The organism is Caldanaerobacter subterraneus, assembly GCF_004345675.1.
In the GTDB taxonomy this organism is placed as follows: Bacteria; Bacillota; Thermoanaerobacteria; order Thermoanaerobacterales; family Thermoanaerobacteraceae; genus Thermoanaerobacter; species Thermoanaerobacter subterraneus.
Genome location: NZ_SLWU01000019.1, coordinates 19,413 through 45,617 on the forward strand (window position 1 = coordinate 19,413; position 26,205 = coordinate 45,617).

27 protein-coding genes are annotated in these 26,205 nt (G+C 38.4%); 2 read left to right on the top strand and 25 right to left on the bottom strand.

The features are described 5' to 3' along the window. From EV203_RS09200 to EV203_RS09225, 6 genes are all read right to left on the bottom strand, one after another. Entirely contained in the window at positions 1 to 2,172 is a 2,172-nt protein-coding gene (locus tag EV203_RS09200) for a stalk domain-containing protein (protein WP_132040191.1), read from the bottom strand. A gap of 111 nt (positions 2,173 to 2,283) precedes the next feature. After that, the gene (locus EV203_RS09205) at positions 2,284 to 2,700 is read right to left on the bottom strand and encodes a putative toxin-antitoxin system toxin component, PIN family (RefSeq protein WP_132040193.1); all 417 of its coding nucleotides are present in this window, start codon (positions 2,698 to 2,700) and stop codon (positions 2,284 to 2,286) included. Further along, on the bottom strand, positions 2,697 to 2,969 hold the full coding sequence (locus tag EV203_RS09210; protein WP_132040195.1) for a type II toxin-antitoxin system Phd/YefM family antitoxin: 273 nt from the start codon (positions 2,967 to 2,969) through the stop codon (positions 2,697 to 2,699). The genes EV203_RS09205 and EV203_RS09210 overlap by 4 nt, the downstream gene beginning before the upstream one ends. 103 nt (positions 2,970 to 3,072) lie before the next feature. Continuing rightward, complete coding sequence (locus tag EV203_RS09215) at positions 3,073 to 4,686, bottom strand: CTP synthase (protein WP_132040196.1); 1,614 nt, start codon at positions 4,684 to 4,686, stop codon at positions 3,073 to 3,075. Between the two features lie 228 nt (positions 4,687 to 4,914). Next, positions 4,915 to 5,412 carry a PIN domain-containing protein gene (locus EV203_RS09220; protein ID WP_207910879.1) on the bottom strand — a complete coding sequence of 166 codons (498 nt, stop codon included), beginning with the start codon at positions 5,410 to 5,412 and terminating at the stop codon, positions 4,915 to 4,917. Beyond that, positions 5,396 to 5,704, bottom strand: coding sequence for a UPF0175 family protein (locus tag EV203_RS09225; protein ID WP_132040200.1), 309 nt, complete (start codon positions 5,702 to 5,704; stop codon positions 5,396 to 5,398). The genes EV203_RS09220 and EV203_RS09225 overlap by 17 nt, the downstream gene beginning before the upstream one ends. Positions 5,705 to 5,879: 175 nt before the next feature. On the opposite strand from EV203_RS09225, the gene EV203_RS09230 reads away from it, so the two are divergent. Continuing rightward, entirely contained in the window at positions 5,880 to 6,698 is an 819-nt protein-coding gene (locus tag EV203_RS09230; RefSeq protein ID WP_132040202.1) for a histidinol-phosphatase, read from the top strand. Positions 6,699 to 6,743: 45 nt separating this feature from the next. Here the strand turns inward: EV203_RS09230 and EV203_RS13890 are convergent, their stop codons facing one another. The 14 genes from EV203_RS13890 to EV203_RS09300 form a co-directional block, all read right to left on the bottom strand. Next, entirely contained in the window at positions 6,744 to 6,911 is a 168-nt protein-coding gene (locus tag EV203_RS13890; protein ID WP_341765406.1) for a type II toxin-antitoxin system RelE family toxin, read from the bottom strand. A 27-nt stretch (positions 6,912 to 6,938) separates the two neighbouring features. Continuing rightward, positions 6,939 to 7,211 carry a hypothetical protein gene (locus tag EV203_RS09240; protein WP_132040204.1) on the bottom strand — a complete coding sequence of 91 codons (273 nt, stop codon included), beginning with the start codon at positions 7,209 to 7,211 and terminating at the stop codon, positions 6,939 to 6,941. A 26-nt stretch (positions 7,212 to 7,237) separates the two neighbouring features. Further along, entirely contained in the window at positions 7,238 to 8,839 is a 1,602-nt protein-coding gene (serA, locus tag EV203_RS09245; RefSeq protein ID WP_132040206.1) for a phosphoglycerate dehydrogenase, read from the bottom strand. A gap of 26 nt (positions 8,840 to 8,865) precedes the next feature. Beyond that, the gene (locus EV203_RS09250; RefSeq protein WP_132040208.1) at positions 8,866 to 9,951 is read right to left on the bottom strand and encodes a pyridoxal-phosphate-dependent aminotransferase family protein; all 1,086 of its coding nucleotides are present in this window, start codon (positions 9,949 to 9,951) and stop codon (positions 8,866 to 8,868) included. Positions 9,952 to 10,111: 160 nt separating this feature from the next. Then, complete coding sequence (locus EV203_RS09255; RefSeq protein ID WP_132040210.1) at positions 10,112 to 11,614, bottom strand: S8 family peptidase; 1,503 nt, start codon at positions 11,612 to 11,614, stop codon at positions 10,112 to 10,114. Between the two features lie 458 nt (positions 11,615 to 12,072). After that, entirely contained in the window at positions 12,073 to 13,206 is a 1,134-nt protein-coding gene (locus EV203_RS09260; protein ID WP_132040212.1) for a glycerate kinase, read from the bottom strand. Positions 13,207 to 13,219: 13 nt separating this feature from the next. Then, positions 13,220 to 14,581: a S41 family peptidase gene (locus tag EV203_RS09265; protein WP_132040214.1), complete on the bottom strand. Its 1,362-nt coding sequence runs from the start codon at positions 14,579 to 14,581 to the stop codon at positions 13,220 to 13,222. A gap of 72 nt (positions 14,582 to 14,653) precedes the next feature. After that, positions 14,654 to 15,580 carry a homoserine kinase gene (gene thrB / locus EV203_RS09270; protein ID WP_481752969.1) on the bottom strand — a complete coding sequence of 309 codons (927 nt, stop codon included), beginning with the start codon at positions 15,578 to 15,580 and terminating at the stop codon, positions 14,654 to 14,656. 4 nt (positions 15,581 to 15,584) lie between these two features. After that, entirely contained in the window at positions 15,585 to 16,640 is a 1,056-nt protein-coding gene (gene thrC, locus EV203_RS09275) for a threonine synthase (RefSeq protein WP_132040218.1), read from the bottom strand. A 1-nt stretch (position 16,641) separates the two neighbouring features. Next, positions 16,642 to 17,898 carry a homoserine dehydrogenase gene (locus tag EV203_RS09280; protein WP_009609731.1) on the bottom strand — a complete coding sequence of 419 codons (1,257 nt, stop codon included), beginning with the start codon at positions 17,896 to 17,898 and terminating at the stop codon, positions 16,642 to 16,644. A gap of 11 nt (positions 17,899 to 17,909) precedes the next feature. After that, positions 17,910 to 18,350: an ACT domain-containing protein gene (locus EV203_RS09285; RefSeq protein WP_132040220.1), complete on the bottom strand. Its 441-nt coding sequence runs from the start codon at positions 18,348 to 18,350 to the stop codon at positions 17,910 to 17,912. Between the two features lie 195 nt (positions 18,351 to 18,545). Continuing rightward, positions 18,546 to 19,325: an MBL fold metallo-hydrolase gene (locus EV203_RS09290; RefSeq protein ID WP_132040222.1), complete on the bottom strand. Its 780-nt coding sequence runs from the start codon at positions 19,323 to 19,325 to the stop codon at positions 18,546 to 18,548. 338 nt (positions 19,326 to 19,663) lie between these two features. Further along, entirely contained in the window at positions 19,664 to 19,765 is a 102-nt protein-coding gene (locus EV203_RS09295; protein ID WP_132040224.1) for a MetS family NSS transporter small subunit, read from the bottom strand. A 14-nt stretch (positions 19,766 to 19,779) separates the two neighbouring features. Beyond that, positions 19,780 to 21,357, bottom strand: coding sequence for a sodium:neurotransmitter symporter family protein (locus EV203_RS09300; RefSeq protein ID WP_132040226.1), 1,578 nt, complete (start codon positions 21,355 to 21,357; stop codon positions 19,780 to 19,782). 309 nt (positions 21,358 to 21,666) lie between these two features. On the opposite strand from EV203_RS09300, the gene EV203_RS09305 reads away from it, so the two are divergent. Next, the gene (locus tag EV203_RS09305; protein ID WP_132040228.1) at positions 21,667 to 22,362 is read left to right on the top strand and encodes a hypothetical protein; all 696 of its coding nucleotides are present in this window, start codon (positions 21,667 to 21,669) and stop codon (positions 22,360 to 22,362) included. A 47-nt stretch (positions 22,363 to 22,409) separates the two neighbouring features. Here the strand turns inward: EV203_RS09305 and EV203_RS09310 are convergent, their stop codons facing one another. The 5 genes from EV203_RS09310 to EV203_RS09330 form a co-directional block, all read right to left on the bottom strand. Further along, complete coding sequence (locus EV203_RS09310; RefSeq protein ID WP_132040230.1) at positions 22,410 to 23,339, bottom strand: glycoside hydrolase family 130 protein; 930 nt, start codon at positions 23,337 to 23,339, stop codon at positions 22,410 to 22,412. 2 nt (positions 23,340 to 23,341) lie between these two features. After that, positions 23,342 to 23,875 carry a DUF4416 family protein gene (locus EV203_RS09315; protein WP_132040232.1) on the bottom strand — a complete coding sequence of 178 codons (534 nt, stop codon included), beginning with the start codon at positions 23,873 to 23,875 and terminating at the stop codon, positions 23,342 to 23,344. 17 nt (positions 23,876 to 23,892) lie between these two features. Then, positions 23,893 to 24,519 (bottom strand): cyclase family protein, encoded by a 627-nt coding sequence (locus EV203_RS09320; protein ID WP_102008974.1) that lies wholly within the window; start codon positions 24,517 to 24,519, stop codon positions 23,893 to 23,895. Positions 24,520 to 24,600: 81 nt separating this feature from the next. Continuing rightward, positions 24,601 to 25,497 (bottom strand): DMT family transporter, encoded by an 897-nt coding sequence (locus EV203_RS09325; RefSeq protein ID WP_011026624.1) that lies wholly within the window; start codon positions 25,495 to 25,497, stop codon positions 24,601 to 24,603. Between the two features lie 2 nt (positions 25,498 to 25,499). Further along, on the bottom strand, positions 25,500 to 26,132 hold the full coding sequence (locus tag EV203_RS09330) for a TrmH family RNA methyltransferase (protein WP_043883746.1): 633 nt from the start codon (positions 26,130 to 26,132) through the stop codon (positions 25,500 to 25,502). Positions 26,133 to 26,205 lie beyond the last annotated feature (73 nt).

Genomic DNA, 26,205 nt, shown 5'->3' on the forward strand with positions numbered 1-26,205 from the left:
TTAATAATTTGCAAATAAGTTTTTGTGTTCATCAGTGAGGGTGTTCCATTTGTAGACAGAATATCCTATTGCATTTGCTTCTCTTGCTCCGTCAATTCCTCCTCTTAGCTCCTCTAAAGTTGGAAGGCTTAAGCCTTTTTCTGCATAGCCCTGCAATATCACTTCTATGTGAACATCATCTCCAGCCAATGTCCTTACAATATTTACAGAGTCCATTACAAAGCTTTTTGCATCATCATAAGTATAAGTTCTGTTCGATATGTTCCAGTAGTCCATAAGAGCTATTGCATCAAAGTATTTTGCCATTGTGGCATAAGGATAACTTGGCCTATACTGAGGCGGGAAAGTGATTGCTATAAAGGATACATTTGAAGGTAGTTTACTTCTCACTTTTTTCGCATAGTCCTCAACTATCTGAGCAGCTTTTACTGGGTCTTTTTGAGGCAACTCTTCAATATCTGCTGCAACAGCATCCACTGTATGGCCGCTGGGGGTAACGTATGTCGCTACCTGTACTGTCAGGTCAGCGTCATAAGAGGGATTTTTTAGGTCAGTGTAAAGCCAAGCTATAACTTTTATGCCTGCTCTGTGAGCTGCTGGAAGCACACTGTCTAGCCATGCCTTCCACTTATCAGGAAATCCTGATATGGAGGTTGCAACTTCAAGATAAATGTGAGTTATGTTGGAAGCCGCAAAAAGGCTTATATCTGACGCTGTAGGTGGAGTAGTGTATATGCTGTACCACACGCCTTTTCCAGCATAAGGCAATATGGAAAGCGCCTGGCCTATATCTCCTCTAGAAGGTGTGGTACCTGTACGCCTGTCTGCTCCTACCACGTAATCTTTCTTTTCCGCTTTATCGTAAACCGTAACGTATAGAGCTGAAATCCAACCTACTGTACCGTCTTTAAGGCGAACGTTATACCAGTCTCCTGATTTATTTAATGCTTCTAAAATTTCTCCTCTATTTACCTGTGTTATAATATCGTACTGAGTTCCAGGACCAGTTCTTATGTTTACTACGCTTCCACTCACCATCAGAGGCGGTAGAGAAAGCTTTGGAGTATCAGCAGGTGGAAGAGGGTTTTGAACGTTTTGTACACTTGGAATTATGTTTATTATCAATTTGCCATTTTGCGTTACTAAATCGTAATTGGCATCTTTATTAAGTGTAATTGCTATTTGAACAGCTGTAGATGATACCTGGCTTGGGATAATACCTCTTACTACATCATCGTCAAGTGTCATTGCTGGAAAACTTTCTTTCAAAACCGTGTTGTCCAAATTTACAAGAATAGCGCTTTTCGCTGAGTCTTTTGTCACTTTGTAAGCCGAAGAATTTGTAGAGATGACTACCTGTTTCAAATCGCCTTGTTTGTTAAATTTTATATCTTCAACAGTGTAATATTTGGGCAAAGAAGCATCCTTCTGCTGTGAAGAAGTGGTATTAGGACTATTTTCTTCTTTGGGGGGATTCTGAGAAGACTGCTGCGCCTGGTCTTTTGGAATTACCAGCCACCCCGCAATCCAGCCCGCTTTATTGTCTTTTAATTGAACTTTATACCAATCTCCTAATTTTGCTAAGGCTTTCAGTACTTCCCCTTTGCTTACTGTTGTTATGACATCATACTTTGTATCAGGACCCGTTCGCACATTCACTCTATCTCCATTTACTACCACGTCCATTGAAATTTTTTGCTCTTTTGAAGTTATATATACAGTTTTTGTCTTACCATCCCAGTTAACGTCATTTTTTAAAGCTTCCCCGATAAACCTCAGAGGTACGTATGTATAGCCGTAATTTATTAATTTGACTGAAGCGTCCAGTTTAATGGGCTTATCATTTATATATGCCGTGTCTTTGTAAAAGTAGAGGGTAATTTTGTCTCCCATGTAGGTAATTGTGACTTTTGTATTGTCATAATCAACTTTGGCACCCATTTTTTCTGATACGAATCTCACGGGAACAAATACTCTGTCATCAAACATGAGAGGCTTCATTGGAGGGCTCTGTTTCTCGCCGTTTATCACGATTGTTATGGGCGGGTAATTGTAGTAGACATTTTTGCCGTTAACATTGTACACTTCAGCGCCATACACAGAAGCTATGCTGTGGATTAGAAAAAAGCTTCCCAGAATAAATCCAAAAAAATATTTTATTTTTCTTCTCAATTACTCCCCTCCTCTTTTGTTTTTTATTCTAACTCCATTGTAGGCTACCTATGTTACAGCTTTATTTCAAAAGCATTACAATATGGTTACAAAAACTAAAAAAATTCTACATTATGCGAGTAGATTTACAAATTCCTCCGCTGTTATTATTTTTATGCCTTTATACTCTTTCAGTTTGAGTAAATGGTGGTCTCCTGAGACTATAAAGTCGCATCTACCTTCAAAAGCACATTCTAGAAAAATATTGTCCTTCGAATCTTCCTCTATTATGTTAAATTTTTCTTTTGGATAAACGAGCAAAACCCAATCAAGAGAGAGGAACTTATTTAAAAAATCAAGGCGCATTGAAACAGTCCCTAGGGCAGAAAATTTATCCCTTGTTAAAACTTCTGCGTATTCTTCTACAATTTCTGGGCTTACTACAGGGTCAAATTTATTCAAAATCCAATAATTAATTATTTTTGCAGGATAGCTTTTTTTACTGATAATACCGGAAATTAATACATTCGTATCAATTACTGCTCTCATTTTCTTACTTCCTTTATCTCTTTTTCTACGTCCTCTTCAGACAGTCCTGCTTTTTCTGCTTTATCTCTAAATTCATTTAAGATTTGCATGATTTCCAGCTGTTTTGCTTTTTTTTCAAACTCTTTTAATTGATTGTACATAGAATAACTAATTAGCACTCCCTTTGGCTCAGATCGGGAAGAAACAATTATTACATCCCCTTTTTCGACTTCTTTTAAATATTCCCCTAATTTGGGCCTTAATTTGTCTATTCCAATAACTTTTTCCATTTGTATCACCCCATAGATTAATCTTAAAATTAATCTCTAAATGTATTATATCGTTTTTGATTTGATTATTCAAGGAAAATTTAAAGGCTGGGGAGTCCAGCCTTTACTCTGCATTATTTATTTTTAAGTTAAGCATTGCCTTTACAAAATCTCTGAAAAGAGGGTGGGGTTTTAAAGGCCTTGATTTAAACTCTGGATGGAATTGAGTTGCTACAAAATAAGGATGGTCTTTTAGCTCTATTATTTCAACAAGCCTTTCATCAGGAGAAAGGCCAGAGATGACAAGTCCTTTTGAGGTTAAAAGTTCTCTGTACTGGTTGTTAAATTCATACCTGTGCCTGTGCCTTTCATAGACAAGCTCATCTTTGTAAGCCTCGTAAGCCTTTGTACCTTCAATGACTTTGCAAGGATACACCCCTAGTCTCATTGTACCTCCTTTTTCATCTATGTCTTTTTGTTCGGGCATGAGGTCAATTACAGGATGAGGGGTATTGGGGTCAAATTCGGTGGAATTGGCCCCTTTAAGCCCTGCCATATTCCTCGCAAATTCTATGACCGCACATTGCATTCCAAGACACAGCCCCAGATAGGGAATCTTATTTTCCCTTGCATACTGAATAGCCCTTATCTTCCCTTCTATTCCTCTGTCTCCAAAGCCGCCGGGAACAAGTATTCCATCTGCCCCTTTTAAAAGTTCATCAACTGTTTTGTCATTTACTTTTTCTGCATTAACCCATCGGATGTTGACAGCTGTTTTGTGATAAACCCCTGCATGTTTTAAAGCTTCTACAACGCTTATATATGCATCATGTAAATCAACATATTTGCCTACAAGTGCTACCTCTACCTGATGTTCAGGATTTTTCTCTTTTTCAACGTATTCTCTCCACTCTTTTAAATCAGACTGCCCAAGGGGTAAATTCAGCCTTTTTATCACATATTCGTCTACTTTCTGCCTTTCAAGTTCCAGAGGAACTTGATAGATCGATTCTACATCTCTATTCTCAATCACTGCTTCTACACTTACATTGCAGAATAGAGCAATTTTTTCTCTCAATTCTTGAGGAAGGGGAAGCTCAGTTCTGCAGACTATCATGTCCGGCTGAATACCTATGGACCTTAATTCTTTTACGCTGTGCTGTGTAGGCTTTGTCTTTAGCTCTCCAGTGTTACCCAGATGTGGAACAAGGGTTACGTGAATGAACATAACATTTTCTCTTCCCTGTTCAATAGCCACCTGCCTTATTGCCTCCAAGAAAGGAAGGCTTTCTATGTCCCCCACTGTCCCACCAATTTCTGTTATAACCACATCTACATTTTTTTCTTTTGCTACTCTGTACACTCTTTCTTTTATTTCATCAGTAATGTGTGGTATTACCTGAACAGTAGCGCCGAGATAATCTCCTTTTCTCTCTTTTGTGATAACAGACCAGTATACTTTGCCTGCAGTGACATTGCTGTTTTTTGTGAGATTCACATCTATGAATCTTTCATAATGTCCCAGGTCCAAGTCCGTTTCTGCTCCGTCCTCTGTTACAAATACTTCTCCATGCTGATAAGGGCTCATTGTCCCAGGGTCTATGTTTATATACGGGTCAAATTTCTGCATAGCAACAGACAGCCCGCGGCTTTTTAGTAGCCTTCCTAATGATGCAGCAGTTATGCCTTTACCTAAAGAGGAGACTACTCCTCCTGTTACAAAAATATACTTTGCCATCTTTTTTCACCTCTTGATGAGTATATCGTTTTTTGATAATAATTTTTTAGCTCTTTTAACACATAAAAAAATCTCTATTTTTGAGAAAAATAGAGACTTGTACCCCTTTAATAAAAAATTTTTGGTGTGCTTTTCTGTTTTAAAACTTTATCTTTATCCATTGAAAGACACCTCATAACCCATACATACTCTCTCATTATATAGGATTTGGGTGGAAAAGTAAAGCCCCTACTTAAGTCTTTCAACAGTTTCCATTATTTTTCCATATACATCTTCTGATATCCAAAATCCTTTTAATATCAATTGGTCTATTAAGCTCATTAAATTGTTGACGTAACCTTTTTTAAATCCTAAAAGAAGAAGACCTAAAGTTCCAATTGTATTTATTCCCATCGATTGTGCTTTATTTCTTGCTAATAAATCATCTAATAAGGCAAAATCTGCATTTAATTCTAGATAAGAAACCATCACCTCCACTTCTCCACGGTGGAGTCTTCCTAACATAGATAGCACCGCCATTTGATTTTTTACTACATACAATCTATATTTGCCTTTTTGCAATAAATGATTAATGTTAACAAGGATTTTTTCTTTTTCTCCTTTCTTTCTAATTTCATCATATACAGAATTTGGAATGTATACTTCAGAAAAAAGCTTCTCTAAAAGGTCTAACTTATCTATGCTATTAAGAAAAATTAAAGGACTAGTGTTACACACTATTTTCACTTTTTTCATTCCCTTCATACTTTTCCATTATACGTAAATCCAATTCATAATCTTCTTTAGAGTAATTTTTTACTGGAATCCCTTTGTTCTTTAAAAGCTCTATAAAATCTATTAGACTATAACCTGCTAATTCTGCAGCTTTACCTAAACTTATTACCTTTTCTACATATAAACCAATTGCAAGAGCTTCTTTTAATACTTTATCAAGTGATACAAAAGAGGAAAAAGCATCTATTTCGACAAAAAGCTGCTTGGGAATTTCCAGTTCTATAGTAGTTTTTTGTTCTTTCATTGTACACACCTCACGTATAATATGATTGTAACTCTACCAAACAGACTTCTTTAAAATTCTCACACAGACTTTTTTAAACAAATTCGTTTAATATTTATTTTATTATACCACAAATTGATTTCCTTTTTTCAAAATATTATAATGGCACTAAAGAGATAAGAAAGGAAGTGGTTTTATGGCAGCAGATTACCATGTACACATAGAAAACGGACCATTTACTATTGAGTGGCTCAAAGAATTTGTAAATCAAGGTTTAAAAAGAGGTTTAAAAGAAATAGGTATCTCTGAACACGGTCACAGGTTTAAAGAAGGTTTTAAGGCTTACAAAAGCGATGGATTCAGAACAGAGTGGATAAAAACTTACATGGACCAAAGCATTGAAGATTACGTGGAACTTATCAAAGAAGCAAAACAAATGGGGCTTCCAGTCAAGCTGGGAATTGAAGCCGATTATTTTCCGGGAAAGGAAAAAGAAATAAGGGATTTCCTACCTCCTTACCCGTGGGACTTTATAATAGGCTCTGTTCACTGGATTGACGATTGGGGAATAGACCTTGAAGAATCAATACAGGAATGGCACAGGAGAAATGTTGATGAAGTATATTTGGAATATTTTAATATAATTGAGAAAATGGCCAAGACAGGACTTTTTGACATAATAGGGCACATTGACCTCGTGAAAATTTTTGGATTTAGACCCAATTATAAAGTTTTTGAAAAGATAGAAAGAAATATTGAAGAAATCTCTAAAACTAGCATAGTGATTGAGGTTTCAACTGCGGGATTGAGAAAACCTGTTGGAGAAATTTATCCTTCAAAAGAGATAATGGCGATGATTAAGAAATACAATATCCCTGTTGTAGTAAATTCCGATGCCCACTATCCTGAACATGTGGGATATGAATTTGAAAAAGCCTATAACTATGTAAAAGAATTCGGTATAAAGAGGCTTTATTATTTTGAGGGGAGAAAAAGAATACCTTACAATATTTAAAGGAGCAAGAATAACCTTGCTCCTTTATTATTTGTACACATCCCCTTAATTATCAATTTCAAAAATTATCCTATAATCTCCTACCCTTAGTCTGTATAATTTTTCTTTTTTAGAAGTTTTTAATTTTTTAACATCACCTTCAAACGGTAATTTTTCTATAGCTTTAATAACTCTCTCGACAGTTTTTCTATTGTGTTTTCTAATTCTTTTAATACTTTCTTATTTACGATAATTCTGTACTCAAACTTCATTGTCATCTATTCCCAGTATTCTTTTCGTTTCCTCAAGTGTTACATAATCTTCCTCATCCTCATTCAATTGTTCTAACATTTTTTCTTCCTCTATGTCAATTTCTTCTAAATCAAGTCCTTTTTCCCATTCATTGAACCTTTTTAAAAGTTCCTTTTTCTTTTTTTTAAGATATTCAGCAAAATCAATTACCTCAGATAATTCACGCTCATTTAATGACTTAATTACCTCATTAAGTTTTTTTACCATGTAGCTATTGCTCACTGATATCACCCTAACCCAAGATTATTTTACACCAACCCTTTTACCGCTTTTGCTTTAATTATGCTATTTAGTTTGTTTAAAGATTCCACGGCCTCCTCTGGAATTTCTTTATCGGTGCTTACAAGCATAAGGGCTGTACCGTCATTTTTATTGGGGCTTACCTGCATAGTAGAAATATTTATGCCAAAATCTCCTAATACATTTCCTATGTGGCCTATAACTCCCGGCACGTCTTTATTCTTGACAAAAAGCATGTACTCTGTAGGCTCAAAATTCACTTTGTGCCCCATATACTCCACAATTCTCAATTCTTCTCCGTATGTTGTTCCAGCAAATTGTGTCCTTTTGCCATTAGTATCTGTAATTTTTAAAATGACAAGGCTTGAATAGTGGTCTATCTCTTCAATTTTTCCCTCTACAATTTCTATGCCCATTTCTTTTGCTCTTAACTTTGCATTCACAACACTTACATCTTCCTCTAATATAGGCTTTAAAAATCCTTTAATAGCATACAAGGTAACAATTTCTGTATTGCTTTTTGCAACTTCTCCTCTGTATATGACTTCAATTAATTTTGCAGGTGTTTCATTTATCTGGTAATAAAGGGCTCCCAGCACTTCTGCCAATTTCATGTAAGGTTTTAACTGAGAAAATTCATCTGATTTAAGTCCGGGAAGATTTACTATGTTGCCATAGAGATTGCCATTTAACGCTGATATGACTTCCTGCGCAATTGCTATGCTGATATTTTCCTGCGCCTCATAAGTAGAAGCCCCTAAATGAGGAGTAAAAACCACATTGGGAAGTTCTAACAAAGGATTGTGAAAATCCTGATGCTCCACATTATACTTTGGCTCTACTTCTAAAACATCCAGCCCCACAGCTGCCACTATACCTTCTTTTATAGCGTTGTAAAGCGCTTTTTCGTCTATAATGCCACCTCTTGCAGCATTTACTATTCTCACACCTTTTTTCATTTTTTTAAATTCTTTTTCTCCTATCATCTTTTTTGTCTCTTCAGTCTTGGGAATGTGAATAGTGATGAAATCCGATTGCTCTAATAGCTCATCCAATGTAACTCTCTTGACACCGCACTTTTCAAATCTCTCATCTGGCATGTAGGGGTCATAGGCAATCACTCTCATATTGAAGGCCGCAAGGCGAGATGCAACCAAAGAACCAATTCTACCTAATCCTATTATACCAACCGTTTTACCGTTTAGCTCTACTCCTTTAAACCTATCCCTTCTGAAATCTCCGTTTAAAGCTGCATGGTATGCCTGTGGTATATTTCTGGCAATGGCAAGCATAAGGCCAATAGTGAGCTCAGCAGCGGCAATAGTATTTCCTGCAGGAGTATTTACAACTAGAATGCCTTTTTCTGTTGCCGCGTCAACATCAATATTGTCAACACCATTACCAGCTCTGCCTATGACTTTCAGCTTCTCTCCCTTTTCTATAAGTTCTCTGTCTACTTTGGTGGCACTTCTAACTATTATGGCGTCGTAATCTTTTATAACCTCTAAAAGCTCTTCCCTAGAAATATTGGTCTTTACGTCAACATCAGCGTATTTTTTAAGATAATCGATACCATTTTCTGAAATTTTTTCTGTGACAATTATCTTCAAAATCCTTTCCCTCCCCTTTCTTCAATTCACAGTGAGGATATGGCATCTTTTAGGGCATATAATGCTTTATCTAACATTTCATCTGTCAGATAACCCATGTGGCCAATTCTAATAATCTTGCCTTTTAAAGGCCCCTGTCCCCCTGTGATTAAAACCCTGTGCTTTTCCTTTATATAGTTTATTATATCTGATGCTTTGTACCTTTCTGGAACTTTTATAGCAGTAATTAAATCAGAAGCTACTTCTTCTTTAGGAAGGAGTTCTAAACCCAATCCCTTTACATATTTTCTAACTTTTTTGCCATACTCGGATTGTTTTTTGTATACATTATCTAATCCTTTTTCTAAAAGCATATCTGTCGCCTTTGCTACAGCCATTATTGTGGATACAGCAGGAGTTGCAGGCGTATCAGGCTTAGGCTTTAATACTCCTTCTCTCGCTTTTATAAGGTCAAAATAGTATTTTGGAAGATTGGATGTTTTAGTCATTTCCCACGCCCTGTCACTTAAGGCGATGAAGCTCAAGCCAGGAGGTGACATTAAGCATTTCTGGGAGCAAGTAATGACAGCGTCAATACCCCATTCATCCATTTTAAGTGGTATTCCCCCCAATGAACTTACCGCATCTACTATCACGGGAACATTGTACCTATTTGCAATTTTTGCTATATTTTCTATATCATTTGTCACTCCTGTTGAGGTCTCATTGTGTGTAACTAAAAGGGCTTTGTAATTCCATCTTTTAAGTTTATCTTCTAATATATTTAAATCTACTTCATTTCCCCAGCCAAAGTCATAAATTTCAGCGTCAAGCCCATACGCCTTTGCTATATCATAAAATCTTTCTCCAAAATATCCTATACTTGCAACTAAAACTTTATCTCCTGCAGAGAAAAGATTAGCTACAACGGCTTCCATTCCGCCCGTTCCTGAAGAAGTTAAAGTTATAACTTCATTTTTTGTTTGAAATATTTTCTTTAAATTTTCGTTAAGTCTAGAAAACAATTGATAAAATTCTTCTGTCCTGTGATGAAAAGGCTGCATACCTGCAATTCTCTTCACTTCTTCTGGCACCATTGTCGGCCCTGGCGTCATAAGTAGCATATCTTCCATTTTCTCACTCCCCACCACTCGGTGTATATTTAATATGATAAATCAATAAAGTGAAAAATGCAAGTGAAAAATACATGTGTCCGTGAAGTGAGGACAAAAGCTTTAAATATAAACGGCTCCTTAAGACACTGTCTTAAGGAGCCGCCAGACTGTTATTCAATTAATACATTGTCAGTGCCCTATAGGCATTAACAAGGCCATATCCAAAATATATATCTTTTCCTGGTTTCCCAATCTTTTCAGCTGAATTTTGCAACATAACTTTTACTTGTGAAGGACTCGCATCTTTATGTTTAGCAAAAAGCAACGCCGCCACTGCAGAAGCTTTTGGAGTTGCCATTGAAGTACCAACATACCAGCTGTATCCGGGCCTTACATAAGTATACCCTATTATTTGACCTTTGTCATTGTACTGATACTGAACAATTGGCACAGAGCTTAAATTAAATTCCTTAGTGTATAAACGTTGGTTTATATATTCATCAAATCTTCCTTCGTTCAGATATTTGTAATATAATTCCAAGTTGCCTCCCGGCGCAGCTACATCCACAAAGCCAGCACCATAGTTGGAATACATAGCCAATTCGTCATTGGGCCCTGTAGCAGATACAGTTACAACATTTGGCAGAGAAGCTGGCGTATAAAAACCCGCACCTTTAAATTCATATCCATATGGACCATATTTTTCATTTGCATAGTCTATAACTTCTTTTCTATTTGTAGCATTTAATCCATCATTACCTGCTGCAACGACAATCAATGCTCCTTTCTTTTCGGCATATTTGGCTGCCCTCATGTAGGCAACATAATCAGCTACATCATTTCCAAGCTTTATCCTTTCACCTGTATCAGGGTCAGTCCACCAAACCTGTCCTTTTATGTATATTCCGCCAAGGCTCATATTAATCACATTAACCCCGTCATTTGCTGCAGCAATTAAAGCCTTTATAATCCAAACATTATAAGCCCCGCCTTCTGCACCAAAAACGCGATAAGCTCTGATTCCGACATCAGGCGCCACTCCCAAAATTACTCCGTTTCCGGCTATGGTTCCGGCTACATGAGTTCCATGGCCATTTCTATCCTGTACATCATACAAATTACCTGTTTCTGAGAGGTCAACTCCGTAAATGCCGCCCTTTGGTACAAAATTTTTTGACCCTGGAAGCAAATTAGCTTGTATATCTGGATGATTTAAATCAATACCAGAATCGATAATTCCTACCACTACTTCATGATTGCCTGTACCCAATTCAAAACTCTTTCCATTGTTTGTAACACGCTTTATATCCCACTGATACATATTGTAATACACAGCTTTTTCTAGATTTACACCGTCCATTTCTAAAGGAATACTTTTTATTTCCGGTAATTCTGTTATCAGGGAAGGAGTAACTACTAAAATTGAGGGATGTTTTACTGCCTTTTTCACAAAAGATGCAGGAGCTTTTGCCTGTATGACTCCAATTTCCGGAATTTCGTAAATAACTTCCCCTCCAAGTTCTCTAATAATCTCTGAAGCGTTATTTGGCAATGTTTCATCTACAAAAACAACAGTAAAAGGAAGTTCTTCAGATTTCAATGTATCACCAAATCCAAATTGCGGTGCAGCAAAAGTAAATAATAGTACAAAAGCTATAAAAAATACCATCAACCTTTTCACACTAATCCCCCTTTTCCCTCTTTAATTAACCTAAAATGATTAGACTTCTTTAAGCTTTTTACCTCTTTTCCACCTCCTTTTTTCACATTCCTAAGTTTTATTGCTTATCTTGTGTTTCTTTTTTTGTTTTAAAGTTAAATTTTAATATTATTAATCGGTTTTTTAAGGGAACTCGTTCAGAAATGTTTATGTATATTATAATGAATAAACTGACATTTGTTCCTGGTATTTCCTTTGTTAAAGTTTGAAATTCAGAGAAAGTACTGTAAACAGTAACTCTACATTCAATATTATTCTACATAAATCATGATTTTCCTTCTTTGGAAAATTAAAATTTTTTATTTATTAATTTTTTGGCGTGCAGGATTTCCTGCATTTTACAAAAATTAAAAAGGCCACAGGTTTTGACTGTGACCTTTTTAGATGATAGGCAAAAATTTTAGTTTTAATAATACATTTTACCTCTTTATTGAAGCAAGAAAAGTCCTTACAATATCTTCTATTCTGTCTGATATAAGCTGATAAACGTTTTTCATAGCTTCTTCTAAAGACATAGGTCTATTAGTTATACTAAAAAGAGCAGTTACACCTATGTCGTACAAACTTTTATAGTCTTTCCCTAAACCGCCCGAGAGGATAATCACAGGCTTATTATATTTTTTCGCAAGTTTGGCAATGCCTGCTGGAGCCTTCCCAAAGGCTGTCTGAAAGTCTGTATTGCCTTCTCCTGTTATGACTAAGTCTACTTCTTTTATTTTTTCTTCCAGTCTGGCAGTCTCTATTATTATTTCAATCCCTCTTTTTAGTTTGGCGTTTAAAAAAGCCATCAACCCAAAACCCAATCCTCCTGCAGCTCCTGCTCCGGGCACTTCTGAGTAGTCCTTACCAATAACTTTTTTAGCCTCATAAGCTAAGTGCTTTAAGTTTTCATCTAGTATTTTTATCATCTCAGGCGTTGCGCCTTTTTGAGGACCATAAACATAAGATGCCCCTTTTTCACCGCATAAAGGATTGTCAACATCTGATGCCACAATAAATTCACTTTCATATATTCTTTTATCAATAGAGCTTATGTCTATCTTTTCAATTTTGTGAAGCTGCCCCCCTCCAAAGCCTATTTCATTGCCATCTTTATCTAAAAATTTTACTCCCAGTGCCTGAGCCATTCCAACCCCGCTGTCATTTGTGGCACTCCCACCTATTCCTATTATAAATTTGCGGCATCCTTTATCTAAAGCAAGTTTTATAAGCTCTCCCACTCCGTAAGTTGTCGTCTTTAGGGGGTTTCTCTTTTCTTCAGGAACAAGGTATAAACCGGCACAGGCAGCCATTTCAATGACAGCTGTGCCATCTTTCAAAATCCCGTAAAAAGCCTCAACCTTTTCCCCTAAAGGGCCAGTGACATCTGATCTTATTATCTCTCCTCCAACAGCGTAAACTAGTGCTTCAACTGTTCCTTCTCCTCCATCTGCAATTGGAATAGATATTATTTCTGCGTCAATAACTCTTTTTATGCCATTTTCCATAGCATGGCATACTTCTTTTGAAGATAAACTTCCTTTGAAAGAATCCGGTGCAAGCAGTATTTTCAAATGCGCATCACTCCTACATGTTTCTCAAAAGCTCCAAAGCTTTTTCAAGGACAGCATCTTTGTTATTTAAGCTGTCTATCATTTTTAAAAGGGCATTGTACGTGTTCTTGTCAAATACACCTGTTGGGGAAAGCCCTGCTTTTTTCTGAAGTTCTTTTACAGCATTTGCTGTTTTAGGTCCAAATATGCCATCTTCCGGTCCGGCATTAAATTTGAGCAAATTGAGATATTTTTGCAATATTTTAACTTCATTTCCCCTTGAGCCAATCTTCAATTCTCCGGCAAATTTTATATCAGCAGTGTACTGCACATTTTTCACATAGACATCAGGAGTTAAACCTTCTTTTCCAATATACCTTCCTGAAGGAAGTTTGTAACGGGCAATTGTAAGTTTGAAGCCACTGCCGTCCTCCAAAGGTACTACTGACTGAACAGTCCCTTTTCCATATGTATTTTCTCCCACCAAAAATCCTACCTTTGTGTCCTGTATTGCTCCCGCCAGTATTTCCGCAGCAGAGGCAGTGCCTTTATTGACAAGAACAGCTAGTTTATATTTAGGCTTAGTCAGGTATGAGTAATAATCATCTTTTTCTCCATTTCTCCTTTCTATTGTAACAACAATGCCCTGTGGCACAAAAAAGTTTGCAGCGCTCACCACTTCAGTGAGAAGCCCTCCAGGATTGTTTCTTAAATCGAGAACAAGCTTTTTAACGTTGTTTTTATCCATAAAAAGTAAAGCTTTTGCCAAATTGGCTGTAGTATTTTCATTAAATTCTGTTATTTTTATGTACCCGATTCCCTCTTCAAGGAGTTTGTAAGAGACAGGGTTGATGTGAATGACCTGTCTTATAAGTTCGATTTCTTTAAGAGTACCTCCTACGTCAAAAGTGATTTTCACCTTTGTGCCGGGGTCTCCCAGTATCATGTTTACTACATCTGTCAATTTCATCCCTTCCACGCTTTTGCCGTCAACTGCTTTTATGATGTAACCGCTCTTCACACCAGCCTTTGCAGCAGGAGAATCTTCAATCACTGAATCTACAACAATTTTCCCATCTTTTTCAATAAGCACCATCCCTGTGCCGCTAAAAGTTCCAGAAGTGCCCCTTTCAAATTGAGAAAATTCTTCTTTTGTAAAGTATGTACTGTATTCGTCGAGACTGCTAAAAATTCCTTTTAAAGCAGCCTCTTTCAATTGTTCATAGGTGACATTGTCAATGTAGTTATCAGTTATGTATTTCATTATAGCTCCAATATCTGCTAATTCGTTGTAAAAGTCCTGGTCTTGCGTAGATACTTCGGCATAAGTGTAGGATGTAAATGCTAAGAAGAAGATGAGCAGAAGTGTAAAAATTCTAATAGAAAATTTTCTCATTCCTTCAAAACCTCCATTTCTCAACAAAATTCTTCTCAGTTTATTATAGCACATTATATAAAAATAAGCGCCTCAAACAAATGAAGGCGCTTTTAAAACTTGTGCTCCACTGTTTTCGCATTTTAACCTGTAGGCCCTGTACAAAAGCCCTCTTTCTTCATATACTTTTCCAACTTCCTTTAAAACCCTCTCAGAGTTTTCCGGGGAAGAGATGGCCATAATGGTCGGACCTGCACCGCTTAAAAAAGCAGCATAAGCACCTGCCAACAATGCTTTTTCAAAGCATTCCTCCATGAAAGGAACGAGCTTAGCTCTATACTTTTGGTGAAGCATGTCTTGGGTGGCAATTTTTAAAAGTTCATACTTTTTCTCAATCAATACGCTCACTAAAAAAGCCGTCCTTCCCGTGTTAAATACAGCATCCTTAAAGTCCACTTTTTCAGGCAAGACTTTTCTTGCAATTTCTGTCCTTACCATTTCCTGAGGTACAAAGGCTAAAAAATCTATGTCATCCTCCAAGGCTTTTCTTGCATAATAAACTTTATTTTTATCAAAAATAGATACATTCAACCCTCCATTTAAAGCGGCTGTGACATTGTCCGCATGTCCTTCTATTGAAGCCGCCAAATTGAGTATTTCTTCTCTTTTCAATACTCTTCCTGTCAATTCGTTTGCAGCTAGTAGCCCGCCTACAATGGCTGCTGCACTGCTCCCTAATCCCCTTCCCAGTGGAATTTCATTTTTTATTTTTATCCTCAACCCTTTATTAAAAACCCCTATTTTTTTAAAAATCACTTCTGCCGATTTATAGACCAGATTATTTTGGTCATTTTCTATATCTTCTACCCCTTCCCCTTCTACAAAAATCTCCAGACCATCTTTTATGAACTCCATCGAAACCTCTGTATAAAGGTTCAAAGCCACACCCAGCACATCAAAACCCGGGCCCAAATTAGCCGTAGATGCCGGCACCATCACTTTTACCATTCCGCCTGACATGTCACTATCCATACAAAACTTCCTCCAATTCCTTTAGATTTGGCTGTATCCTCTTTACCTCTCCCCCTAGTTTAACAGCAGTATCAGGGTCTTTTAAACCATTCCCAGTAAGGATACACACCACAGAATCTCCTTCTTTAAAAAATCCTTCTTTGTACTTCTTTATCACACCCGCTATGGAGGCTGCAGAGGCTGGCTCTGCAAAAATCCCCTCTGTTTTTGCCAAAATTGAATAAGCCTCAAGTATTTCCTCATCCGTAACTTTGTCAATTATCCCCCCCGACTCATCCCTTGCAGCCACTGCCTTCTGCCAGCTGGCAGGATTGCCAATTCTTATAGCCGTGGCAATCGTCTCGGGATTTTCTATTACTCTTCCTTCCACAATAGGAGCCGCTCCTGCCGCCTGAAACCCAAACATTTTGGGAAGCTTTTTTATCTTCCCTTTCCGGTAGTATTCTTTAAATCCCATCCAGTAAGCAGTTATATTTCCTGCGTTGCCCACAGGAAGAGAGACATAGTCTGGTACTTCTCCCAAAGCATCACATATTTCAAAAGCTGCCGTTTTTTGACCTTCCAGGCGATAGGGGTTTATAGAATTTACCAGCGTAATTGGAAATTTCTGTGAAATTTCTCTTACCAATCTCAGGGCATCATCAAAATTTCCATCTATTGCAATAACTTCTGCCCCATAAGCAATTGCCTGTGCGAGTTTCCCCAGAGCAATTTTACCGCCAGGAATTAATACCACACTTTTAAGGCCTGCTTTTGCTGCATAGGCTGCTGCAGAAGCAGAAGTGTTGCCTGTTGAGGCGCAAACAACTGCATTAGACCCTTCTTGCTTTGCTTGAGATACCGCTACCGTCATTCCCCTGTCCTTAAAAGAACCTGTGGGATTTAGCCCTTCGTATTTTAGATACACCCTTATACCCGGCAAATATTTTCTTTGGAGGTTAAAAGCTTCAATTAAAGGTGTGTTGCCCTCTTTTAACGTGACAATATTTTCATCCTTTATGGGAGGCAAAAACTCTCTATAAGCTTTTATAATTCCTTCGTACGCCATTTTAATCTTCCCTCACTTTTATCACACTTTCTATTTTTTCTACTTCCTTTAGCTCCTCTATCTCCTTTAAAGCTTCCAAAACCTTACCTGTATTTGCAATGTGAGTCACCAATACAATTTCCGCTGTCTCTCCCAAAGACCCTTTTTGAACTACTGAAAGAAGGCTTATCCCTTTTTTTCCCAAAACTCCTGTGATTTTGCTCATGACACCAGGCCTGTCAAAAGCGATAAGCCTTATATAGTATTTAGAAAAAGTATCTTCAATAGGTATTAAGTCTACCTCTTCACATCCATTTTGTATTACTATGTGATTTTTCACATCCATTATGTCGGCAACCACTGCGCTGGCAGTAGGCATCATGCCGGCGCCCTGCCCGTAAAACATAACTTCTCCTACCGCATTTCCATCCACAAGTATTGCATTGAAAACGCCATTGACTCCGTTTAAAGGGTTGGTCTTTCTTATCATGACGGGATGAACCCAGGCTTCTAAGCGTTCTTTCTCGTCAATTCTGGCATAGGCCAGAAGCTTTATGGTATAACCCATCTCTTCTGCATACTGTATATCTGATTTAGAAATAAAACTTATCCCTTTTGTGTAGATTTTCTCTGGAAGAACAAATTTGTTAAAAGCCAGCATGCACAAAATGGCAAGCTTTCTCGCCGCATCAAAACCTTCTATATCGTCTGTGGGGTCTGCCTCTGCATACCCTTTTTGCTGCGCATCTTTTAAAACATCATCGAAGTCAAGGCCTTTTTCTTTCATTTCCGTCAAAATGTAATTGGTAGTACCGTTTAAAATTCCTTTTATCTCGTATATTTTATTCGCAGCAAGGCACTGCTTCAAAGGCCTTATGATGGGAATTCCGCCTCCTACGGAGGCTTCATAAAGAAGGTGCACTTTCTTTTCTGTAGCAAGCTTTATGAGGTCTTTTCCGTGCTTTGCTATGACTTCTTTATTGGCAGTTACCACATGTTTGCCTTTTTGTAATGCTTTTGTTATATATTCTAAAGCGGGATGCTCTTTCCCCATCACTTCTACCACAACATCTATTTCCTCGTCTTCCAAAATATCTTCTGCGTTAAAAGTTATCTTCCCTTTTGCAAGAGGAGTTCTTTTTTTATTGGGGTCTTTTACAAGTATTTTCTTTATCTCAATTTTTTCGCCTATCTTTTTTTCAATATTTCTTCCATTCTGATCTATCAAGTGAACTACACCTGTTCCTACAGTACCTAGTCCCATCAGTCCAATTTTCATATTCTTCCTCCTTATTCTCCCAAAACTTCTATTTTTCTAACTCCTGGCTGTTTTGAAAGCTCTTCTATGAAATCCTCTATACTTGTTTCCATGTACTGTGTATCAATAGAGATTGTGACACTCGCCACTCCCATAGAAGGAATGCTCTGATTTATTGTGACCACATTTCCCCTTTCTTTGGCAACCACATCGAGAATGGAAGAGAGCACCCCAGGCATGTGCTCCAAGACCATGGAAAAAGTTATAATTTTTCCTTTGCTGAACTTAGAAAAGGGAAATACATAATCCCTGTACTTGTAAAAAGCACTTCTTGATATGCCCACCTGTTTTACCGCTTCATTTATTGTCTTGGCTTTCCCTGACTCCAAAAGTTCTTTCACCTTTATGGTTTTTTTGATTGAATCAGAAAGAATTTCCTCCCTTACTATGTAGAGCTTCCCGTCCTCTCCCATCATTCCACCTCCATGTCTTTGTTTTATGGACATCAATCCATGTATAGAATACATTTTATCACATTAAATTCAAAAAATCAAGAGCGGTTTACGTTTACTAAACAAAAAATTAATATCGAAAATTTAAAGCTCCAGGTATACCATGGACAGCAACAATAGTAAAAACGCGGCAAAGTTTCGTACTTTGCCGCATTTTTATATTTCCACTACATCGCTTTCAATATTTCTTAACGCCATACGCACTTCAAATTTAACTCCCGATTTTTTAAGCATATTCGTTACAGTAGTAAAGGCAAGCTCAGGCCTATTATTATTTTGGCTCAAATGGCCTAAAAAAGCTATCCCTATAGCTTTCATTTTGAACAGCTTCATGAGAGCATCTGCAGCAGCATCATTAGAAAGATGTCCTAAATTAGATAAAATCCTTGCTTTAAGAGGCCAAGGATATGAACCATTAATAAGCATTTGTATGTCATGATTTGCTTCTAAAAGCACAATATCTGAATCTATAAGATTGCTTGCAACACCTCTTGTCATATAGCCCAAATCAGTTGCAATGGAAATTTTTTTGCTACCTGCTTTAAACGAAAAACCCACTGGTTCTGCAGCATCATGGGGTTTTTTAAAAGGCATTATCTTTACACAACCAATTTCAAATTCTTCTCCTGTAGTAAAATAAAGCTTGTTTTTTTCTGGAACTTCTTTTATATCCTTCTCCATTGCTTCCCATGTGGCCTTATTGGCATATATAGGTATATTGTATCTTCTAGAAAGTACACCGGCTCCTAGAATATGGTCTTTATGTTCATGAGTTATAAGAATGGCAGATAGACTTCTTGGATTTACCCCTATGTTTAATAAAGCTTTTTCAATTGTTCTGCCACTTAAACCCGCATCAACAAGTATATGTACATCTTTATGATTTATGTAAATAGCGTTTCCACTACTTCCTGACCTCAAGGAACAAAACTTCATAGCCAATATACCCGCATTGCGGGTATCCCCCTTTCTCCAGTCTGTACACCTAAATTATACCACAAAAATTATCCACATCCTTCTTGTGTGTAAATTCTTTCATAGAAGATATACATAGAAGATATAATTCACTTCTCTTACTTCTTTAATTTCCAACAACAAGTTATCAACATATTCACAACTACTTGTGGATAATTTAAAATTTAATTGTGTTTTGCTATTGTCTCTTCTCTTTTGTTTAATTCGCTATGCCATAAAAATTGAGGGACCCTCTTATTATAAGTGGATCCCTTACACTTTATCCACAGTCTGAGGCTGCGGAAAATCCGCAGCCTTTTTTATTTCGCTTGGTGTTTTAAAAGGTTGCTCAGGGTATAATATACTCCTCCCAGTATTACGGCCCAGGCGAGGACCATGAAAAACAATGCGCTTCCGGACATGCTTACGCCTCCTTTTAGGCTTTCGCGCCTTTTTGTGTCTGAGCGCTGCCGTATTTCCTCTGAATGGTGTAGTAGGCTTCAGCAAAACCTATGACAAGTATTGCCAGGAGCAGTACCCGCGCACCCTGGACCCAGGGAACAAGCTCCGGCATTTTTTCGACAAAGCTGGGTACCCACTTGAAATAACCGTTCTGTATATAGCTCTTCGTGGAGAATATGAGCAGTATCACGATCGAAAGCGGCGTAACGAATTTGATCATCAGGTTGAAAAACCCTGAGGACACCTTCCAGTAGCTGCCTCTGTTCATCTCTTCGAGCGCGTTCTTTTCGCCGAACAACCAGCCCACCACCAGAGCTTCAATAAGGCCCACGACTACCAGGAAGTAACTACCCACCCAGTTGTCGAGTTCGGTGAGGAAGACCAGTTCACTAGTCTTGGTTAAAATGGGTTCTAAGGCCGACGGCAGACCTACCAGGATATAGAACCCGAATACCAGTATAGCCCCGACCTTTCTCGGTATATTTAAGTCCTCTTCGAGCATGGCTATCAGGTAGTTGTACATCGCTATAGCCGACGTGAAGCCTGCGAAAAACAGTACCAGGAACCATAAGGCACCGAAAAATTGGCCACCCGCCATCATACGGAACACGTTGGGAAGAGCGATGAAGGAAAGCCCGACACCGGCTGCTATACCTTCAGGGCCGAGGAAGGTGTAGGCTATCGGAATGGCTATGGTGCCGCCCAGGATGACTTCAGCAAATTCGTTCAGGAATACCGTGGTCGTAGCGGAAAGAACAATGTCTTCATCAGGCTTGAGATAAGAAGCGTAGTTCTGGATGATGCCCATACCAAGGGACAGCGTGAAGAATATCTGGCCTGCAGCAGCCAAAGCCGATTGCCAATTCAGTTCGTTCCACTTCGGAGTCCAGAGGTAGTCGAGGCCTTTAATCGGCGACCAGTCGGGATTTATAGGCGAACCGAGGGTCAGCGCCCTTATGATCAAAATGAAGCCGAGCACGTAGAGCAGCAGCATCATTACCTTGGCCCATGCCTCGATACCCTTCTGGACACCGCGACTGAGAGCAAACGCCAGAAGAGCGAGCGCTATCACCCAAAATGTAATCGACATGACTGGATTCTGGATATAGTTCACGAAGATCTCACCGGTAGATTTACTCGCATCCATGTAGCCGCCGGTCAGGGACAGGTAGCTGTAGCCAAGGGTCCACCCAATGATCTGGGTATAGTATGCGTTTACAAGGGTCGTCACTGAAAACACCAGCATACCAGCTAGGGCACCTATTATTGCTGCAGAGGAATGCCCGAGCTTTTCTTTGGCCTGCAAGTAGGTCATGCAGCCAACGGTCCCATGCCCGTACTTACCGCCGTAGCGGCCCTGCATCCACTCAACATACATGAGGGGTATACCAAGGACTAACAGTGCAGCAAAATAGGGTAGCATGAATGCGCCGCCGCCGTTTTTGGCAGCCTGGTAAGGGAATCTCCAAAAGTTGCCGAGACCTATGGCGTTCCCGGCCATAGCAAGTATAAGTCCTAGTTTAGTTCCCCAAGTCTCTCTATTTTCCGCCATAACACCCCTCCTTTTCATTAATTTAAATCTGGATATAATAAATATATCATAGTTCTGTCTTTTTTTCAATGATTGTTAAATATTTGTCAATATATTCATTTGGAAATTTTCTGAAATCTCAGTTAAAGAATCACATCCGTTGTTATGGTTTTTATTTGGAATTTAAGCCTTCCAATGGCGTTTTCATAAAATCTATCATGTATTTTGCTTCACCATTTAGATAGGAAATTATCAGTATACTTTCCAACAAAATTTTTCTATGATATAATAAATTGCAATAAAAAATTTGGAAGATTGGGAGGAGATACTTTGGCAAACGAAGTATTTGAAACACTCATTTCTATCGAAAAATGGACAAAGCTCACCGATATCCCTGCATACCACCTTGATAAGATAAAAAATGAAGTTGAAAAGGCCAAAGAACGCTACCGGAATTTCGATCCGAGTGGGATAAAAAGCGACGAACAGAAAAGAGTCTACGAGGCTCTGGTAAAAAAAGGCAGAGAGCTGGAGAAAAAATTGAACTTCAAAAAAAGCGAAATAAAGGATCAGGTCTATTCCTACCTGCGATACGCCAACGCCGCCTACTTCGATTTCATGAACGCCCTGACTCCTCTGAATATTGGGATTCGGTTTTTCACCTTCACATCAGCCTTGTTCATAGCCCTTTCCCCTCCATTTCTGGGAGCAGCTTTTTCGTTGGTCTTTGTGGTGCCCATACTCCTTGGCCTCAATGCCCTCAAAAAAAGGCGAGCTGTAGGCTACAGCCTGGCAATGCTAATAGTACCTGTATCTTTCGCAGTATCGACCATGTGGCTGCGCTTTGGATACAGGGTCCTGGTCGACTACCAGACTGTGCTGTTGGAAACCATAAAGGCTACAGGAAAATCTCCTGAGGTTGCACGCCTTTTTATAACAGTTCCACCGTTACTCTCTCTCCTGCTTCTCTTTTCGACAGGGTATATGGCCTACCAGCTCACCAGAGCCAGAGATATGCTCATATAGTCAGTAACAATCCTTCAGCGTCTTCTTAAAAAAACAATAAGTAAAAACTAGCTCTTTTCATTTTTTAAGAAATCAAGAATTTCTTTCATATTTCCAAAAGCTACTCCTATACTAGTATCTGCTGCACCATAATAAACAATTAATTTTTCCTCTTCCTTTTTATATATCGCCCCTGTCGGAAATACAATATTTACAGCATTTCCAATCCTCTCGTACTCTTCCTCGGGAGCAAAAACCCATTCTCTACTTCTTCTTATGACCTTTTGAGGCTGTTCTAGATCCAAAAGTGCAAGCCCTACTCTATAAACGGCAGTTGAAGCAGTATACCTTATTCCGTGATAAATAATCAGCCATCCTTCTTCAGTTTCAATAGGAGGTGCTCCTAATCCTACTCTGTGGCAGTCCCACATTCCCGGCCTTGCTGGCAGCAAAATCTGGTGCTTGCCCCAGTAGGTTAGGTCATGAGAAAAGGAAATCCAGATGTGTCCCTCTCCTCTAATTATTGGCCTATGTATAAGGGCATATCCGTCTTTAAATTTTTTGGGGAAAAGGCAGCCGTCTTTGTCTTCTGGCGGCACCAAAACTCCTTTCCTTTCAAATCTTTTAAAGTCCTCTGTAAGCATTAATGATATTACAGGACCACCTGGAGAAAAAGAAACATAAGTTATGGCGTACTTTCCCATGTCCTCTAAGTACACAATCCTAGGGTCCTCAAGCCCCCACATCTCCTCACTGTAATTTTCATCTGGCAAGAGAGTGGGCTTATCTGGTATCTCCCAATTTGTAAGGCCGTCCCTGCTTTTGCAAAGTGTAAGATGAGAAAATCCGTCTTTGGTCTCTACTCGGCATAAAAGATAGACATAGCCGTCAAATTCTATTACTCCTGGATTAAACACTGCATTTGCATCATAGGGAATATCATCCTTTGTAAGTATAGGATTTTTGTCATACCTTATAAAAAGGTCTTTACTTTTCATCATCATCTCCCCTCATTCTTTATTTGGAGGGAATAAATTTCTCTTAATTTTAAGAAAAACTCTGTGTACTCTTTTGTCTTATAATCCGGATATGTCCAGGGAAGAAATTCATATTTGCCTTTTGTATAGTAAAGGGTCACCTCTGCAAAGATGCCTTTCCCAAGGTATATCCTGTGGTAGAAGTTTTTCGTCGAAAAAAGCACTACTTTGGCCATGTCTATGTAACCAGGGTCTATATTGACTTTTCTTTTTCCCTCCTTAGAAAAAATTTCTTCTACAGAATTTGTGAATAGCTTCCATTCATACGATTCATCTGGACTAAGAAGTTTTTCAAAGGATACAAAGCGCTTTTTTAAATCTTTACCCATCTCTTCTTCGTAATAATCCGTAAAGTCAAAGTGAAAAGGACCGGCCTCGAGGTCTATTTCTCCCCATTTTTCCTTTAAGCTCTTTATCGCTTCCTCTACTACATCCTCTTCTTTGTATATAAAGCCGCAAAAAAGTTTTACAGGCATCACTTCTTTCACTTTCCCCATTCAATTCCCTCCAATGCTCATTCGAGTATAGCTACAGCCCTTACAGGGCTACCGTCAGAACCCTTTATTTTAAGAGGCAGCGCTATGAATAAAAATCTCTTTTTATCTATAGCTTCTAAATTTGTCAGATTTTCTATTATTCCCACTTTGTTCCCTAATAGAACGTGGTGAACAGGGAAATCTTCTGTTTCCACAGGGTCAGGAGATATAGTATCTAGCCCTATTGCCTTTACCTTTTTGTCTACCAAAAAATGGGCGAGCTCTTCTGTGAGGTATGGAAATTCTTTTATATAAGCCTCTTCTCTCCAGTATTTGCTCATTCCTGTGCGGAAAATGACTATATCTCCCTCTTTTAAATCTACACCTTCCAAAAGTTCTGGCCTCATCAATCTATCTGGCAAATGAGGCACATCTACTATAACAGCTTCTCCTGAATAAAAGTCAACAGGAAGTTTTTCAATTGTGTCTCCTTTTTCTATGAAGTGAGCCGGCGCATCGCAATGAGTTCCTAAATGTACGACATATTTCAGCTCTGTAAGTTGGTACCCGTCCTTTTCTACTTCAACAAGTCTTTCTACCTTAATTTCCGGCTGACCAGGGTATTGAGGCATACCCTCTTCGATGAAGTGGGAAAGGTCTATCATCCTCACGGCACTTCCCCCTTGTTTTGATTACTTTGACTTCAGTATAGCATATTAAAAAAATTAAACAACTACTTTTTGCGATTAATTATCAATGTTTGGGGTAGAGACTTTATCACTTAAACTTAGCAAAATAACAGCACTTATAATACAAGTTATCCCTAAAAATTCAAATAAATTAAAAGGCTCTTTTAATACAAAAACTCCAATTAAAGTTGCCACAACAGGCTCCATAGTGGTAAATATCGCTGCTCTTCCTGCCTCCATAAAAGTAAGAGCTCGAGTGTAAAGAAAATACGGAAGTGCAGTAGAAAAGGCACCAAATAAAAACCCTAGAAGAATCACATGGGTATTAAAAAAGATGGAAGGCTTTGCTAATACAGAAGAAATCGGGACAAGAGCAATAGTTGCAATCAAAAAGGTAAAGGCTGCAATCCTCTCTGGTGGTATATGCCCTGAAAGTGGCTTTGCAAAAATAGTGTACAAACCATAGCCAACTGCTGATAAAAGCCCGTACAAAACGCCAAGCCACGATATTTCTTCACCGGTAATGAAAGACCTTAAAGCGCCTGAAACCAGTAAAACTCCTGTAAGAGTAAGGATTAGGGCTATACTTTTTCTTAAAGTTATCCTTTCTCCGTAAAAAATTCGCGCAAGGACCACTACAAAAGCGGGAGCAGTGTAAAGAAGAGCTACAGCTATAGGAAGTGTAGTAAGCTTAATTGCTTGAAAATAAGACCAGTTAAAGAGAGTAAGGCTCAAAATGCCCGTCCCAAGCAAATACTTCCACGACCACAGAGGTAATGAAAAAGATTGCCTCAATACTGCAATAATAGAAAAAGCAAGTAAGGCCCCAAAAAACATGCGCAGAAAAGCCACATCAGCGGTAGTAAAACCCAATTTAACTATCATCCTGACAAAAAGACCTGTCGTTCCCCACAGGGCACCTGCGGAAAGAGCAAGCACTTCCCCTCTTCGCACTCTTATTTTCTCCTTTCTTTTCTCCTAGCGATTATGTCATTATTCCACTTCATTATAATTTCTTCAATTTCCTTTTCTGAAAGGGTTGGCTTTAAATACATGCCTTTATCAAGCCTCTGCCTTAAAGCCTCATAAAGTATTATGCCTGTCGCCACAGATACATTCAGGCTTTGCACCATACCCATCATAGGTATAACAATTCTTTCATCCGCAAGATTTAATATATCCTCCGACACGCCTTTTAGTTCATTCCCAACCACCAATAAAGTAGGCTTTGTATAATCTATTTCCCGGAAATCTTTTGAGGACTCATCCAGCCAAGTGACAACAACCTGCAAATTTTCCCTTTCTTTTAGCTCCTTTATCGCCTTTTCTCTGTCATAAACCCTTTCAATAAAGAGCCACCTGTTTGCTGCCATTGACACCGCTTCATTTATTTCTATGCCCTTTTTTGCTTCAGAAAAGTAATACACTCTCATTACCCCTACGGCATCACAGGTTCTTAATATGGCTGAAAAATTGTGCTCGTTCGTCACATCATCCACAAAGACGACAAAGTCTTTTTGCCTTTTCTGCAAGACTTCATAAAATCTTTTTAGTCTGTCTTCTAGAACTATTATTTTATTAGACTGCATAAGCTATCCCTGCCTTGTGTGAAATTTTATGTTTTTAAAAGATAATTTACAGCGTATAAAGGTGTGTTTGAAA